This is a genomic window from Streptomyces sp. GL_141, from assembly GCF_057834385.1.
In genome coordinates, this window is the sequence record NZ_CM174402.1 from 7,876,490 (window position 1) to 7,891,820 (window position 15,331).

The 15,331-nt window shown below is 72.3% G+C and carries 13 protein-coding genes and 1 pseudogene; 6 read left to right on the top strand and 8 right to left on the bottom strand.

From position 1 onward, the window contains the following. Nucleotides 1-94: 94 nt before the first annotated feature. A complete protein-coding gene (gene modA / locus AC3IX6_RS35120; protein ID WP_489367311.1) occupies nt 95-913 on the bottom strand; it encodes a molybdate ABC transporter substrate-binding protein in 819 nt (272 codons plus the stop codon). Nucleotides 914-1,160: 247 nt separating this feature from the next. Next, a complete protein-coding gene (locus tag AC3IX6_RS35125) occupies nt 1,161-1,556 on the bottom strand; it encodes a TOBE domain-containing protein (protein WP_489367312.1) in 396 nt (131 codons plus the stop codon). A 149-nt stretch (nt 1,557-1,705) separates the two neighbouring features. On the opposite strand from AC3IX6_RS35125, the gene AC3IX6_RS35130 reads away from it, so the two are divergent. The 3 genes from AC3IX6_RS35130 to AC3IX6_RS35140 all read left to right on the top strand — a co-directional run bounded on the left by AC3IX6_RS35130 (nt 1,706) and on the right by AC3IX6_RS35140 (nt 6,215). Beyond that, nucleotides 1,706-2,107 (top strand): RNA-binding S4 domain-containing protein, encoded by a 402-nt coding sequence (locus AC3IX6_RS35130; RefSeq protein ID WP_489367313.1) that lies wholly within the window; start codon nt 1,706-1,708, stop codon nt 2,105-2,107. Between the two features lie 388 nt (nt 2,108-2,495). Then, nucleotides 2,496-5,510, top strand: coding sequence for a carbohydrate binding domain-containing protein (locus tag AC3IX6_RS35135; protein WP_489367314.1), 3,015 nt, complete (start codon nt 2,496-2,498; stop codon nt 5,508-5,510). A gap of 78 nt (nt 5,511-5,588) precedes the next feature. After that, complete coding sequence (locus tag AC3IX6_RS35140; RefSeq protein WP_489367315.1) at nt 5,589-6,215, top strand: alpha-ketoglutarate-dependent dioxygenase AlkB; 627 nt, start codon at nt 5,589-5,591, stop codon at nt 6,213-6,215. Nucleotides 6,216-6,246: 31 nt separating this feature from the next. Here the strand turns inward: AC3IX6_RS35140 and AC3IX6_RS35145 are convergent, their stop codons facing one another. Together AC3IX6_RS35145 and AC3IX6_RS35150 are read right to left on the bottom strand one after the other, a co-directional pair. Further along, nucleotides 6,247-6,543: a YkvA family protein gene (locus AC3IX6_RS35145; protein ID WP_489367316.1), complete on the bottom strand. Its 297-nt coding sequence runs from the start codon at nt 6,541-6,543 to the stop codon at nt 6,247-6,249. Further along, nucleotides 6,543-7,007, bottom strand: coding sequence for a MarR family winged helix-turn-helix transcriptional regulator (locus AC3IX6_RS35150; RefSeq protein WP_489367317.1), 465 nt, complete (start codon nt 7,005-7,007; stop codon nt 6,543-6,545). Before AC3IX6_RS35150 ends, AC3IX6_RS35145 begins: the two co-directional genes overlap by 1 nt. Before the next feature lie 179 nt (nt 7,008-7,186). Between AC3IX6_RS35150 and AC3IX6_RS35155 the strand changes: the two genes are divergently transcribed. After that, nucleotides 7,187-7,759 (top strand): DoxX family protein, encoded by a 573-nt coding sequence (locus AC3IX6_RS35155; protein ID WP_489367318.1) that lies wholly within the window; start codon nt 7,187-7,189, stop codon nt 7,757-7,759. 76 nt (nt 7,760-7,835) lie between these two features. Next, nucleotides 7,836-9,650 carry a glycoside hydrolase family 15 protein gene (locus tag AC3IX6_RS35160; RefSeq protein ID WP_489367319.1) on the top strand — a complete coding sequence of 605 codons (1,815 nt, stop codon included), beginning with the start codon at nt 7,836-7,838 and terminating at the stop codon, nt 9,648-9,650. A gap of 87 nt (nt 9,651-9,737) precedes the next feature. Here the strand turns inward: AC3IX6_RS35160 and AC3IX6_RS35165 are convergent. The 3 genes and pseudogenes from AC3IX6_RS35165 to AC3IX6_RS35175 all read right to left on the bottom strand — a co-directional run. Then, nucleotides 9,738-10,521 (bottom strand): annotated as a pseudogene (locus AC3IX6_RS35165) (LLM class flavin-dependent oxidoreductase); the annotation flags it as partial. Between the two features lie 227 nt (nt 10,522-10,748). Next, nucleotides 10,749-11,285, bottom strand: coding sequence for a rhodanese-like domain-containing protein (locus AC3IX6_RS35170; RefSeq protein ID WP_489367320.1), 537 nt, complete (start codon nt 11,283-11,285; stop codon nt 10,749-10,751). A gap of 422 nt (nt 11,286-11,707) precedes the next feature. Beyond that, nucleotides 11,708-12,553, bottom strand: a complete 846-nt coding sequence (locus tag AC3IX6_RS35175; RefSeq protein ID WP_489367321.1) for a helix-turn-helix domain-containing protein — start codon at nt 12,551-12,553, stop codon at nt 11,708-11,710. A 145-nt stretch (nt 12,554-12,698) separates the two neighbouring features. Here AC3IX6_RS35175 and AC3IX6_RS35180 point away from each other — a divergent pair, with 145 nt between their 5' ends. Further along, nucleotides 12,699-13,757: a zinc-dependent alcohol dehydrogenase family protein gene (locus tag AC3IX6_RS35180; RefSeq protein ID WP_489367322.1), complete on the top strand. Its 1,059-nt coding sequence runs from the start codon at nt 12,699-12,701 to the stop codon at nt 13,755-13,757. 89 nt (nt 13,758-13,846) lie between these two features. Here the strand turns inward: AC3IX6_RS35180 and AC3IX6_RS35185 are convergent, their stop codons facing one another. After that, nucleotides 13,847-15,289: an APC family permease gene (locus AC3IX6_RS35185; RefSeq protein WP_489367323.1), complete on the bottom strand. Its 1,443-nt coding sequence runs from the start codon at nt 15,287-15,289 to the stop codon at nt 13,847-13,849. Nucleotides 15,290-15,331: the final 42 nt, after the last annotated feature.

Here is a 15,331-nt window from a genome sequence, read left to right on the forward strand (position 1 = left end):
CGTGTGCAGCGTAGTGCGGCGGGGGCAAATGGAGAGGGACCGCCCGTCCCCCCGGACCGGGCGGTCCCTCTCCGTCAGCGGACCCGTCAGGTGATTACGGCTTCTGGAAGCCCGCGTCCTGGAGGATCTTCTGGGCCTCGGGGGTGCTCAGCCAGGTCACGAACGCGGCCGCGGCCTCGGTGTTCTTGGAGTCCTTGAGCGTGGCGGCCGGGTACGAGGCCACGGCGTTCTCGGCGTCCGGGATATCCACGACGGCGACCTTGTCACCGGACTTGAGGGTGTCGGTCTTGTAGACGAGACCGGCGTCGGCCTCGCCCAGCTCGACCTTGCTCAGCACGGCGCGGACGTTGGGCTCCTGCGAGACCGGCTTCACCTCGATCTTCTGGGCGTCGAGGATCTGCTTGCTGTAGCGGCCGACGGGGACCTCGGGCGCGGCCAGCACGACCTTGATCTTGGTGTCGGCGAGGTCCTTCAGGCCGGCGACCTTGAACGGGTTGCCCTTGCCGGTGGCGATGACCAGACGGTTCTTGGCGATGATCGCCGGGTCGCCGGTCTGGGCCAGCAGGCCCTCCATGGTCTTGGTGTCGGCGGTGACCAGCGCGTCGGCCGGTGCGCCCTGCTTGACCTGGGCGGCGAGCTCCTGTGAACCGGCGAAGGAGAAGGTGACCTTGGTGCCCGGGTGCGCCTTCTCGTACGCCGCGCCGGCGGTCTTGAAGACGTCGGTGAGGGAGGCCGCGGCGAGGACCGTCAGGTTCGCGGGCTTGACCGCGCCGGAGGCCGAGGCGCTCGGGGAGGCGGCGGACGCGTCCTTCTTGTCGTCGCCGCTGCCGCAGGCTGCGAGCGCCGGCGCGAGCAGGGCGGCGGAGAGGGCGAGCACGGCGGTGCGGCGGTTCAGGGGCAGGATCCGGGACATGAGCTGGTGCTCCTCGGTCGGGTCGGCGGCCGGCCTGGTGCCGGATCCGCGCGGTGGTGACCCGCGCCGGTGACGGGCGGAGCGGGTGGGGACGCGTCGTACTGAGCGGTACTCGGCGGTACTCGGCGGTACTCGGCGGTGCTCGGCGGTGCTCGGCGGTGCCGAGCGGAATGGCTGAGCGGTAGGGAGGTCTGTTGAGCGGTACCGAGATGCCGAGCGGTGCTGGACCGGGCGGCACCGGGCGGGGTCAGGCGTGGTCGATGTGCACGCTGGTCGACTTCACGCGGGCGGTGGCCCGCATGCCGACCCGCAGCCCGAGCTCGTCGACGGCCTCCCGGGTGAGGAGCGAGACCAGGCGGTGGGGACCGGCCTGGATCTCGACCTGGGCGGCCACGTCGCCGAGCTTGACGGCGGTGACGATGCCCGGGAAGGCGTTGCGCACCGAGGTGTGGGGCTCGCCGTCCTCGGTGTGGGCCCCCTGCGCCACCTCGACGGAGAAGGCGGCCAGGGCGCGGCCGTCGATCAGTCGGCGACCGCCCTCGTCGCGATGGGTGGCGACGCGGCCGGCGTCGGCCCAGCGGCGCGCGGTGTCCGGGCTGACGCCCAGAAGGCGGGCCGCCTGACCGATGGTGTAGGACTGCATGTGCGACAAGGTAGGGGCACGTGTGCAGCATTTGCAATTCCATTGGGATGATATCCATGGCAGATACCACCGCACTTGTCGTAACCGCCAAAAGCCGTTCCGTTTCTACGGGCCCGGCCCGGCCCGGCCGGCCTCGCTAGAGTCGGGGCATGGCTGAAGAGGGAACCGCAGGTGTGGGGATGGGGTCGGGGTCGGCGCGGGTCGACGTGTGGATCTGGTCGGTCCGGCTGACGAAGACGCGGGCGATCGCCGCCACGGCGTGCCGGGCGGGACACGTGCGCGTCAACGGGGAGCGCGCGAAGCCGGCTCAGGCGGTGCGGGCCGGGGACGAGGTGCGCCTCTTCCATGCGGGGCGCGAGCGCATCGTGGTGGTCCGGCGTCCGGTGTCCAAGCGGGTCGGAGCTCCGGCCGCCGCGGAATGCCTGACCGACAACAGCCCGCCGCCGCCGACCCCGGTGGAGGCGGCGGTGGTCGGCATCCGCGACCGCGGCGCGGGCCGCCCGACCAAGCGGGAACGCCGCGAGATCGAAACCCTGCGCGGCGGCCGGTAGGGGCCGGTGGCGGCGGAGGGTCGAGGAGCGTCGAGGAGCGGCCCCGGAGGCTCCGCCCGGTAGCGGCGGAGCCTCCGGGGCCGCCGATGCGTGCGCCCGCGTGGGTGTGCGCGTATCACCTATGTCGACTTATCGACCTGTTCCGGGCTAGGCCGCCGTGCGGTTCCCCGCCCCCGACCGGCCGGGGAAAATTTCTGCAAGCCATTGCGGCGGTTCTCCCCATAAAGGGTTCATGAGGGCTGCCCGGATGCGCCCGGTGGCGAGATCTCCGGTTCACGAGGGCTTCACGTGCTGGTGACAGGCCGCTAACCTCCCCGCAAAACCTTGCGGCAAGTTTTCAATGCCGCGGAGCCGCAGGGCTGTTGGGCCCCGCTTCGAGGAGCAGACCTTGAGATCACGTACGCGATCACATCCCAGAGGACGGTCCACGGCCCTGGCCCTGGCCCTCGCGGGATGCCTGGCGGCCGCACTGCCCGCCGCCGGAGCCTCTCTCGCCGAGGCGGCCCCTGCCGCCGCGACGGCGTCGGGTGACGGCACCGCGACCGTCTTCTACTACACCAAGACCCGCAACTGGACTGCCTACAACCTGCATTGGGCACCCGACGGCGGTAGCTGGACGACCGTGCCCGGCACCGGGATGGAAGCCGCCTGTACCGACTGGGTGAAGAAGACCGTCAGCCTCGGCGCGGCCGCCGGCCTCCAGGCCACCTTCAACAACGGCCAGGGGACCTGGGACAACAACGGGGGCAAGAACTACGCCCTGGGCACCGGGGCCATCACCGTCAAGGACGGGGTCGTGGCCCACAGCGACCCCTGCGCCGCGGACCCCGGCAACGGAACGGGAACCGGCGCGAGCGCCACCGTCTACTACGCGACGACCACGGTCGGCTGGCCGACCGTCAACCTGCACTGGGCCCCGACCGGCGGCTCCTGGACCACGGTCCCCGGCACGGGCATGGACCCGGCGTGCGCGGGCTGGGTCAAGAAGACGGTCCCGCTCGGCTCGGCCGCCGGACTCGCCGCCACCTTCAACAACGGCAACGGCATCTGGGACAACAACAACGGCAGGAACTACGCCCTCGGCACGGGCCTGTCCACCGTGAAGGACGCCACGGTCACCGCGAACACCGCCGACCCGTGCGCCGCCGTCGTCCCCGACACCACCGCGCCCACGGTGCCCACCGGCCTGCGGGCCGCCGCCACCGACGTGTCCACCGTCGTGACCTGGGACGCCGCCACGGACGACCGGGGGGTGACCGGCTACCAGGTCACCCGCTCGGGGGGCACCAAGGGCACCGTCGTCACGTCCGTCACCTCCACGGTCCTGACCGAAACGGCTCTGGAGGAGCGCACCGCCTACACGTACACGGTCAATGCCGTGGACGAGGCCGGGAACCTCTCCGCCGCCTCCGCCGCCGCGGTCGCCACCACGGGCACCCGGCCCCCGGCCCCGGCCGGATCGGCGCCGCTGGGCGGAGACCCGCGCAAGGACCCGATCTACTTCGTGCTCACCGCCCGCTTCAACGACGGCGACAGCGCCAACAACCGGGGCGGCAGCCAGCACGTGAAGTCCGGGAACGCGGCGAACAACGACCCGATGTTCCGCGGGGACTTCAAGGGCCTGGTCGAGAAGCTGGACTACGTCAAAGCCCTCGGCTTCTCCGCGATCTGGATCACCCCGGTCGTCCTGAACCGCTCCGACTACGACTACCACGGCTATCACGGCTACGACTTCTACAAGGTCGACCCCCGCCTGGAATCGGCGGGCGCCTCCTACCAGGACCTGATCAACGCCGCCCACGCCAAGGGCGTCAAGATCTACCAGGACGTGGTGTACAACCACAGTTCCCGCTGGGGAGCCAAGGGGCTGTTCACCCCGACCGTCTACGGCGTGCGCGACGCGCAGTGGTCCTGGTACTACGACGAGAAGCAGGCAGGCTTCGAGTACGACGGCCTCACCGTGGATCCCAAGAGCGGAAAGTCGTACTACAACGGCGACTTGTGGTCCACGGCCGAACCGGCCGGCAACACCTGCGTCAACTGGGGCGCGGCCACGCAGTACAAGAGCGCCGAGGGCTACACGATCTACAACTGCCAGTGGCCGAACCCGACCTCGGGCATGTTCCCCAAGGCCCTGTTCCACCAGTGCTGGATCGGCAACTGGGAGGGTGAGGACGCCCGTTCCTGCTGGATCCACGAGGACCTCGCGGACTTCAACACCGAGAACGCGACCGTCCAGAACTACCTCATGGGCGCCTACGACAAGTACATCGACATGGGCGTGGACGGCTTCCGGGTCGACACGACCGTGCACATCCCCCGCGTCACCTGGAACCGGCGCTTCCTGCCCGCCATCCAGCAGCGGGTGGCCCAGCAGTTCGGCGCCCAGAAGGCCCAGGACTTCTACGTGTTCGGCGAGGTCGGCTCCTTCGTCAACGACAAGTGGAACCGCGGCTCGGCCAACCAGTCCGCCCAGTACTACACCTGGAAGGAGTCCGCGACGTACAGCGCGGACGACGCCACCGCCGCCGTCCAGCAGTACACGACCGACAACGACCCGGCCAAGCAGCCCACCAGCACCAACGCCTTCCTCAACGGGAACCTCTACCACGCCCCCGACCACAGCAGGTTCTCCGGCATGAACGTCATCGACATGCGCATGCACATGAACTTCGGGGACGCGAACAACGCCTTCCAGAACGGCAAGGACTCGGACGACAGCTACAACGACGCCACCTACAACGTCGTCTACGTCGACAGCCACGACTTCGGCCCCGGAAAGTCCTCCACCCGCTACGCGGGCGGCACCGACGCCTGGGCCGAGAACATGGCCCTGATGTGGACCTTCCGCGGCATCCCGACCCTGTACTACGGCTCCGAGACCGAGTTCCAGGCCGGCAAGCAGATCGACTGCGGCCCGACCTGCCCGCTCGCCGGCACCGGCCGCGCCTACTACGGGGACAAGATCGCGGGATCGGTCACCGCCTCCGGCTTCTCGAAGGTCGCCGCGGCCACCGGCCCCGTCGCGGCCACCCTGGAGTCCCCGCTCGTCAAGCACGTCCAGCGGCTGAACGAGATCCGCCGCGCCGTACCCGCGCTCCAGATGGGCCAGTACTCCACCGAGGGCGTCTCGGGGGGCATGGCCTTCAAGCGCCGTTACACCGACACCGCCACCGGCGTGGACAGCTTCGCCCTGGTGGCCGTCACCGGGGCCGCCACGTACACGGGCGTACCCAACGGCACGTACAAGGACGCGGTGACCGGCGACGTGAAGACCGTCACCGGCGGCGCCCTGTCCGTCCCGGCCCCCGGCAAGGGCAATCTGCGGGTCTACGTCCTCGATCTGGGCGGCAGCAACGCCGCCCCCGGCAAGGTGGGCGCCGCCGGCCCCTACCTGAAGTAGCGGGGAGCGGCGGGGCGGGATGCCGCCCGCCCCGCCGTCGTTCGTGCATGTGTTCGAATGGCGCGCTATTCTGGATCCATGCACGCACTGCAGGGCTCGCTCTTCGACCAGGCCGACGAGATCCGGCTCGGCCCCCTGGTGGGCGTCCGGCGCACGGAGCTGGGCGCCGGCGCCTGGGTGGATCACCTGCCGGGCTGGCTCACGGGCGCCGACGCGATGTTCGAACGGCTCGCGGCGGACGTCCCGTGGCACGCCGAGCGGAGGCGGATGTACGAGCGGGACGTCGCGGTCCCGCGCCTGCTGGCCCACTACGGCGCGGCCGACCCGCTGCCGCATCCCGCCCTCGCCGAGGCCCGGGCCGCGCTGAGCGGCCACTACGCCGACGAGCTGGGCGAACCCTTCACCACGGCGGGACTGTGCCTCTACCGCGACGGCCGCGACAGCGTCGCCTGGCACGGCGACCGCACCGGCCGCTCCGCCACCGAGGACACGATGGTCGCCATCCTCTCGGTGGGCGACCCCCGCGACCTGGTCCTGCGCCCCCGTGACGGCGGCCCCACCCTGCTCCGCCTCCCCCTCGGCCACGGCGACCTGGTGGTGATGGGCGGCTCCTGCCAACGCACGATGGAACACGCCGTCCCCAAGACGGCCCGCCCGGTCGGCCCCCGCATCAGCGTCCAGTTCCGCCCGCGCGGAGTGAGCTGAGCCGACGGCTGCGGATGTCGATGCCGATGTCCTACGCCGCGTCGAGTTCCTTGGGCGGGCGGGCCGCCGAGGCCGCCGCGTGGAGGGAGCGCAGGGCCAGCAGCAGGATCCCGATGTCGTCCAGGTAGACCGGGTCCGGGATCAGATCCACCGGGGAGACCGTGTACGCCACGGCCGCCCAGAACAGGGCCTTGTCGCGCAGGGGGATGCCCGCGTCGCGCAGGAGCCTGCGGGCCGCGAAGACCCGTACGAGGAGCACGGCCGCGGTGACCGCCAGGCCGGCCGCGACCACCGCCGCCACGACGATCCAGACGGTCGTCGTGTCCATCAGGCGCCCTGGGTCCGGAGCCGGCGGCTGACTTCGCCCAGCCCTTCGGAGAGCGCGTCGAGCTGTTCGGGGGTGAGGACGTCCACCAGGACCTCCCGCACCGTGGTCACGTGCCCCGGCGCGGCCTCCTTCAGCCGGGCGCGGCCCGCCTCGGTGAGGACGGCGTAGATCCCCCGGACGTCGGACGGGCAGGTGCGGCGGCTGACGAGGCCCGCCTTCTCCATCTGCGTGACCTGGTAGGTCAGGCCGCTCTTGGAGTTGACGAGCCCGTTGGCGAGCTCCGTCATGCGCAGTTCGCCCTCCGGCGCCCTGGCAAGCCGCACGAGGATCTCGTACTGCGGGTGGGAGAGTCCGGAGTCGTCCTTGAGCTGCTGATCGAGGCGGCGGTTGACCAGGGCGGAAGCGGCCAGGAACCCCTGCCAGGCGCGCATCTCGCGGTCGTCCAGCCATTTCGTTTCAGCCATGGATCCAGGCTACACGCGGCGTTCCAATTTGAATCAGCGGCGGATGCGGGGCTAGGGTCGGGGAGTAATTCGAATTTGAACAACCAGTGTGACCCATGTGACCCATGTGATCCATGTGATCCATGTGATCCATGCGGACAAACCGCCCCCTCGGGCCGCCCGACCGGAAGGACCCCCCCATGACCAGCCCCTCCGTCACCACGCCGAAGCCGCGAGCCGGCGAACCGGCCGCGCTCCTCGCGCGCGCCGCCGCCCCGGCCCTGTCCACGCCCGCCCACGACGTCGGCCTGCTCCTGCTGCGCGTGGTCCTCGGCCTGACCATGGCCGGCCACGGCGCGCAGAAGCTCTTCGGCTGGTTCGGCGGCGGCGGCATCAGCGGCACCGGGCAGTTCTTCACCGCCAGCGGATACCCGGCGGGTGATGCCATGGCCGTCCTTGCCGGTCTGACCGAGACCCTCGGCGGGCTCGGCCTGGTCCTCGGGCTGCTCACGCCGCTGGCGGGCGCCGCGCTGGTCGGCACCATGATCAACGCGATCGCCGTGCACGGCGCCGGCTCCTTCTTCGCCCCGGAGGGCATCGAGTACGAGCTCCTGCTCACCGCCGGCGCCGCCGCCCTCGCGCTCACCGGACCCGGCCGGTACGCCGTCGACCGCTTCCTGCCCGTCCTGCGCGGCCACCGCCTCGCCCACGGCGCCCTCGCGGTCGCCCTCGGCATCGTGACCGCGGGCGTGCTGCTCCTCGTACGGAACTGAGCCGTCCCGGGGGCGGCGCCGCGCGGGGACCCGGACGGGCTGATTGAGTGCGGGCATTCGGGGGAAAGTGCCCTAAATGACACAACCCATCGAAGACTACGCACTCATCGGCGACCTGATGACCAGTGGGCTGGTCGGCCGTGACGGGTCCATCGACTGGCTGTGCCTGCCGCGCTTCGACTCGGCCGCCTGCTTCGCCGCCCTCCTCGGCGACGAGGAGAACGGCCACTGGCGCATCGCCCCGGCCGCCGCCCCCGATGCCGCCCGCTGCGCCCGCCGCGGCTACGTCGACGGCACGCTCGTCCTGGAATCCTTCTGGGAGACCGAGGACGGCGCCTCGTTCAAGGTCATCGACTTCATGCCGCAGCGCGACACCGCGCCCGACCTGATGCGGATCGTCGAAGGCCTCACCGGCGAATCGACCGTGAGCAGCACCCTGCGCCTGCGCTTCGACTACGGGCACGTCGTGCCCTGGGTCCGGCGCGGCGGCAACCGCGAGGGCGACCGGGTCGCCGTCGCCGGACCCGACGCCGTGTGGCTGCGCAGCGAACCTTCCGTGCACACGTGGGGCGAGGGCATGAGCACCCGCTCCGAGTTCACCGTCGCCGCCGGCGAGCGCGTCGCCTTCGTGCTCACCTGGCACCCCTCGCACGAACCGCGCCCCGAGCCCCTGGACCCGTACGCCGCCCTGGACCAGAGCCTCGCCGACTGGCGGGAATGGACCGCGCAGTGCACGTACGAGGGCCCCTACCGGGAAGCGGTGATCCGCTCCCTGATCACCCTCAAGGCCCTCACCTACGCCCCGACCGGCGGGATCGCGGCCGCCTCGACCACCTCCCTGCCGGAGGAGCTCGGCGGCGTCCGCAACTGGGACTACCGCTACTGCTGGCTGCGCGACTCCACCCTCACCCTCGGCTCCCTGCTGGCCACCGGCTACCTCGACGAGGCCCGGGCCTGGCGGGAGTGGCTGCTGCGGGCCGTCGCCGGCGACCCGGCCGACCTGCAGATCATGTACGGGATCGGCGGCGAGCGGCGCATCCCGGAGAGCGAGCTGCCCTGGCTGAAGGGGTACGCGGCCTCCGCGCCGGTCCGCGTCGGCAACGCGGCCGTCGACCAGCTCCAGCTCGACGTGTACGGAGAGGTCCTGGACTCCCTCTACGTGGCCCGCTCCGCGGGACTCCCCGCCGAGTGGCACTCCTGGAAGATCCAGCTCGCGCTCCTCGACTTCCTGGAGCAGAACTGGCACCGCCCCGACGAGGGGCTGTGGGAAGTGCGCGGCCCGCGCCGCCACTTCACGCACTCCAAGGTGATGGCGTGGGTCGCCGCCGACCGGGCCGTGCGCACCCTGGAACTCAACCCCAAACTCCCCGGCGACGTGCAGCGCTGGCGCACCATGAGGGAGGCGGTGCACCGTGACGTGTGCGAGAACGCCTACGACCCGGAGCGGCGCACCTTCACCCAGTACTACGGCTCGCGCGAGCTGGACGCGGCCACCCTCCTCATCCCCCGCGTCGGCTTCCTGCCGCCCGACGACCCCCGCGTCGTCGGCACGGTCGACGCGGTGCGCGAGGAACTGGGCCGCAGCGGCCTGGTCCGCCGCTACAGCACCGAGGGGCTTTCGGTGGACGGCCTGCCCGGCGACGAAGGGGCCTTCCTCGCCTGCTCGTTCTGGCTGACCGACGCCCTGCACCTGACCGGGCGGGAGAAGGAGGCCCGGGAGCTCTTCGAGCGGCTGCTGGCCGTACGCAACGACGTGGGACTCCTCGCCGAAGAGTACGACCCCGTCTCCGGACGCCAACTCGGCAACTTCCCGCAGGCGTTCAGCCATGTCGGCCTGGTGAACACCGCGCTCACCCTGGGCGGAGGCAGCCTGGCGGCGGGCCAGGTGTGAGGGGCGGGCGCCGGGCGGCGCGGTTCCGGGCGGCCCAGCGGCTGCCGCCGCCATCCGGGCCTGCCCGGTGGAGTCCATGGCGGCGAACCGCTCCTGGCTCGCCCGGACCGCCGCCGGATCCAGCCCGGCGAGGATCCGGTCGGCCTCGGCCCGGGCCTCGCCGGCGGAGTCCCGGCTGATGATGTGCAGCCGCAGCCCGAAGCGGACCGTACGGCCTGCCGCACGGGCCCGCTCGCGCAGCCGGTCGATGCGTGCGGCGACGGCCGACGGCGGCTCGCCCCACAGCAGTTGTACGTCGGCCTGCCGGGACGCGACCTCCTCGGCCGCGGGCGAGGCTCCGCCGAAGTACAGCGGGACCGGGGGGCGCAGCTCCGGATCTGAGCCGGGCTCCCTCGATCTGCAGGTGGGTGCCCTCGTGATCCACGGACTTCCCGTCCAGGAGGTCGCGCAGCACGGCCATCACCTCATCGGTGCGGGCGTAGCGCTCGTCGTGCGCCAGCCCGTCCCCGTAGGCCCGCTGCTCGGCGGGATCGCCGCCCGTCACCACGTTCAGCCCGAGTCGGCCACCGGCGAACCGGCGGAAGGCGTCCGCCTGTTGGGCGATCAGCGTGGGGCTCGCGAACCCCGCGCGGAACGCCACGAGGAAGCCGATCCGGGTGGTGTGCTGCGCGAGCGCGGCCGTCCCCGCTGGTGGGCAGGAGCCAGGCCTACGGGGCGGCGGTGGCGCGTGTACGGGGAAGTGCGGGCAGGAACGCGGGAGTCCGCGCGACCGGAGGGGCGGCCGGGGCCAGCCCTGCGGGCAGGGCTGCGGCCGCCGCGAACGGCGCGGTGGAGGAAGAGGTGAAGGGTGCGCCGAGAGGCGCGGACTCATCCGTACGGAGTTAGTTACGGCGGATCGGTGAGATCAACAGCCGTGCGTACGGGAAGCGGCAGCCCGACAGAGCATGGTCGACACACGCAGCAGATCCACGTGACGACGCGATGCGAGTACGGGGGCCATGGGGTGCATCCTGTCGGTGTCCGGGCGGTACCGACGAGCGGGGTCCGGATGGTGGACGGAATCGTCCCAGATGCCGGGCGAAGGTGAGATCGGGGCTGCTACCGGCGGCGGTTGAAGGGGAGCCGGCCGAGGACCACGGCCATGCCGCAGGTGTCCGTGAGGGCGGAGAAGACGAGCCCGGCCGCGATCCCGGCGCTGAGCAGCTCGAACGCCGGGTGCACCAGCAGGCCCAGGGCCAGACCGAGGAGGACGAGCGCGCCTGCGGTCAGCCGGACCTGGCGCTCCATGGCCCAGACCCGGCGGGGTCCCCCGGCGGGGTAGTCGAGCGGATGTCCGTGAGCCGTCCAGGAGGTGGTGCCGCCGCTGAGGCTGGTGGCCGCGATGCCGTGCCCGGCCAGGGTCCGGGCCGCGTTCTGCGAGCGGGTCCCCGAGGCGCAGACGAGCAGCAGCTCCTGCTCCTCCGCTGCCTTGCGCAGCTCGGGCAGGGAGCGGCCGATCCGGTCGAGGGGGATGTTCAGCGCGCCGGGGAGGTGGCCGGAGGCGTACTCGCCGGGGGTGCGGACGTCGACGATCCGGAACTCGGCGTGGCGGGCGTGGGCCTGGCCGGCGTCGAGGAGGGCGGGGCTGCTGCTCATGGTGAACGGGCTCCTTCGGGAGGCGGGAACCGCCGGGGCGGAGGCGGAAGCGGAATCGGGCGGACGGCGGTGCGGAGGTGCCGACGTACGGGGATGCACGACGGTACGGGGGATGCGGCGGGACCGTGGGACCTCGGGGGTGCGCCGGGGCGGCGGGGGCGCCGGGGCGTCGGCCGCGGGGCGGGCGGTTCGGGGCAGGCGGGCGTCAGCGGGGACAACAGGAGCGCGACAGGAGGCGCTGGGTGACGGCCATGGCGCGGAGCATAGACGAAGTGGTGGAGTAGGCGAGACACCCGTTCCATCATTCGGGACGGCGGACGGCGGACGGCGGACGGCGGACGGCGGACGGCGGACGGCGGACGGCGGACGGCGGACGGCGGAGGCCGGCGGCGGGCGGCGTGCGACGGACGGCGGTGCGGCGCTCAGCGCCGGGGGCCGGTCCCCGTCCGGGCATCCTCCCGGCGCCGCAGCAGCTCGGCGCCGGCCGCGTCGGCGGGCAGGAAGGCCTCCAGGTGCAGCTCGGCCAGGGTCACGTCCACGGCGGTCGAGAACGAGGTCAGCGTGGTCAGCAGCCGGAGCTCCCCGGCGGAGGTCCGCAGCCGCAGTGGCACGGCGAAGCCGAGGTGCTCGGCCGGGTCGGACCCCGAGCGTGCCCCCGGGGGCGGGGCGGCAGCCGTCAGGTATCCGTCCAGTTCCTCCGCCAGCGCCTCCAGTTCCGGATCGGGGTGTGCCGAGGCGCGGGTGCGCAGGCTCTCCGTGATGTGCCGTCCCCAGGCCGCCAGGTTCACCACGCGCGGCCCCATCCCCTCCGGGTGCAGAGCGAGCCTCAGCACGTTCACCGGCGGAGTGAGCAGGTGTGCGGCCGCGCCCTCCGTCAGCACGTCGAACGCCGCGTTCGCCAGGACGAGTTCGCCCCGGGGGCCGGCCACCACCGCCGGATACGGGAGGTGCCCGGTCAGGATCGACCGCAGCGCCTCCATGGCCGGCCCGATGGACGCGGCGTCCCGCGCGGACTCGGCGTACAGGGGTGCGTAACCAGCGCTGAGCAGCAGGGAGTTGCGCTCTCGGAGGGTGAGCCCGAGGGATTCGGCGAGCCGTACCACCATCGCCCGCCCCGGGGTCGAGCGGCCGCTCTCGATGAAGCTGAGGTGGCGCTGCGTGGTCCCGGCGAGGGTGGCCAGCTCCAGCTGGCTCATCCGCCGCAGCGCCCGGCGGCGCCGCATCTCGCGGGCGAAGGGGGGCGGTTCGGCGGAGACGGTGGTGGTCATCTCCCCTTTCTAACCGCCGCCCCGGCGGAGCCGTCGATTCCCCGGAGGGAATTGCCGCGCGTGTTCGGGCGGCGCAGCATCGGCGTCATCGGAATCGGATCGGAGCCGGCATCGGAGCCGGTGCCCGAGCCGGATCCGGAAGCGGATGTCGGACGACCGGCCGGAGGCCACCATGCGCGCGTACCACCTGGAGACGTTCGGCACGATCGAGGGCATCGTCCTGCGGGACCGCGGCGGCCCCCGCCCGGCCCCGGCCGGTCCGACCGGGATCGTGGTCCGCGTCCGGGCCGCCTCCCTCAACAAGCGCGACCTGCTGATCCTGCGCGAGCGCTACCCGCTGGCCGCCACGCCCGGGGTGGTCCCGCTGAGCGACGGCGCGGGCGAGGTGGTCGCGGTGGGGGAGGCGGTGACCCGCTTCGCGGTCGGCGACCGCGTCTCCTGCACCTACTTCCCGCGCTGGCGGGACGGCAGGATCACCCCGGACCTGGTCGACCAGCCCGGCTGCACCCTCGACGGGATGCTCTCGGAGTACGCCGTGCTCGACGAGGAGTGGGCGGTCCGCCTCCCGCACCACCTGACCTGGGAGGAGGCCGCGACCCTGCCGTGCGCCGCGGTCACCGCCTGGAACGCGCTGACCGGCGGCGAGGGCGGAGCGCCGCTGCCGGGGCAGAGCGTGCTGACCCTCGGGACCGGTCCCGTCGCGCTCTTCGCCGTGCAGTTCGCGAAACTGCTGGGCTGCCGGGTCGTCTCGACCACGTCGAGCGAGGAGAAGGCCGACCGGCTGAAGGCGCTGGGCTCCGACGCGGTCCTGAACTACCTGCGCACACCCGAGTGGGGCTCCGCCGTCAGGGAGTTGACCGAAGGTGGCGCCGACCTGGTGGTGGAGACGGGCGGCCCGGACACCATCGAGCAGTCGGTGCGCGCCAGTTCGCTCTACGGGCGGATCGCCCTGCTGATCACCGCCAGTGCCGCGAAGTCCGGGATAGAGATCTCGCACGCCGCGTACGCCTCCAGCCTCGCGACGATCCGGCGGGTGTTCGTCGGCAGCCGGACGCAGTTCGAGTCGATGAACCGGGCGGTCGCGACGCACGGGCTGCGCCCGGTGATCGACCGGGTGCTCCCCTTCGAAGAGGCCCGCGAGGCCTACCGCGGCTACGCCGAGGACGCGCCCTTCGGCAAGGTGGTGATCCGCGTCGGGGCCTGACCCCGCGCCCGGGGCGGCCGTACGGGAAGAGGTGCGGGGCCACGGGACGCGCACCCGTGGCCCCGCACCTCACTGCGACCGGTCGACCGCTACGCGGAGCCGGCGGGAGCCGTGGCCGCGGCCGAAGCCGGGTCGTCCTCGTCCTCGTCCACCGGGATGGTGACCAGCCAGCGGGTGTCCTTGTGCGGACGCAGGTACAGCGCCCAGTACAGGGTGGCGACGGCGGTGATCCCGCCGGTCCACAGCAGGTACTGGGTCTCCTGCTGGGTGAGGATGTACGCGAACACCAGGATCAGCACGATCGGGACGGCGGGCCACAGCGGCATCCGCCAGGCGGCGCTCTCGCGGTGCGCCCCGCGGCGGCCGGCCAGGGCGGCCACGGCGACCAGCAGGTACATGCCGGTCACCGAGACGCCGGTGACCCCGTAGAGGGTGTCCAGGTTGACGAAGCACATCGCCGCGCCGGGGATGCCGACGAGCAGGGTGGCCACCCACGGGGAGCCGAACCGGCCGAGGCGCGAGAGCGCGGAGTTGACCGGCGCGGGCCAGGCCTTGTCGCGGGCGGAGGCGAACAGCACCCGGGAGTTCTGGATGACCATGACGATGCCCGCGTTGACGATGGCGAGGGCCACGCAGAGGCTGACGAAGGTGCCGACGGCCGAGTTGGACCAGGCGGTCACCATGGTGCCGAGGTCGCCGGAGGTCAGGGCCTCCAGGTCGGGTGCGCCGAGGGTGATGGCGATGACCGGGACCAGGATGACGGCGGCGGAGATGGCGAGGGTGGCCAGCACGGTCCGCGGGACGTTGCGGCGCGGGTTCTCCAGCTCCTCCGAGAGGTAGACGGCCGTCGAGAAGCCCTGGGTGACGAAGAGTGCGATGGCGAGCCCGGAGACGACCATCATCGCGGTGACGGTGGAGGTGCCGCCGCCCTCCGCGGCCACGGTGCCGTGCACGAGGGCGCCGGCGCCCCGCTCGCTGTGGGCGAAGCCGAGCACGGCGACGAGCCCGGCCGCCACGACCTCCAGGACGAGGAAGATGCCGGTGATCCAGGCGTTGGCCCGCAGGTCGAGGAGGCCGGCGAGGGTGGCGAGCAGCATCACGCCGGCGCCGGCGGCCGGGGCCGGTACGTCGATCACGGGGGCGAGGTAGTCGGCGGTGCCCATGGCGATCACGGGCGGCACGATCATCACGACCAGCAGGGACAGGACGAAGACCAGCCAGCCGGCGAGCCGCCCGGACAGGGTGGACACCATGGCGTACTCGCCGCCGGCGCTGGGGATGAGGGTGCCCAGCTCCGAGTAGCAGAACGCGACCCCGATGCAGAGCAGGGAGCCGATCGCGATGGTGAGCGCGGTCCAGGTGCCGAGGCTGGAGAAGAGGTCCGGGACCACGACGAAGAGGGTCGAGGCGGGCGTCACGCACGAGAGGGTGAGCAGGGTTCCGCCGACGACGCCGATGGAACGCTTGAGCTTCTGGGGCACGGGACCGGTGGCGGGGGAGAGGGCCTGAGGAGCGCTGATCGTGTCAGTCATCGGTGCGGTGTTCCGATCGGCAGGTGCGGTGAGTGAGCGCGG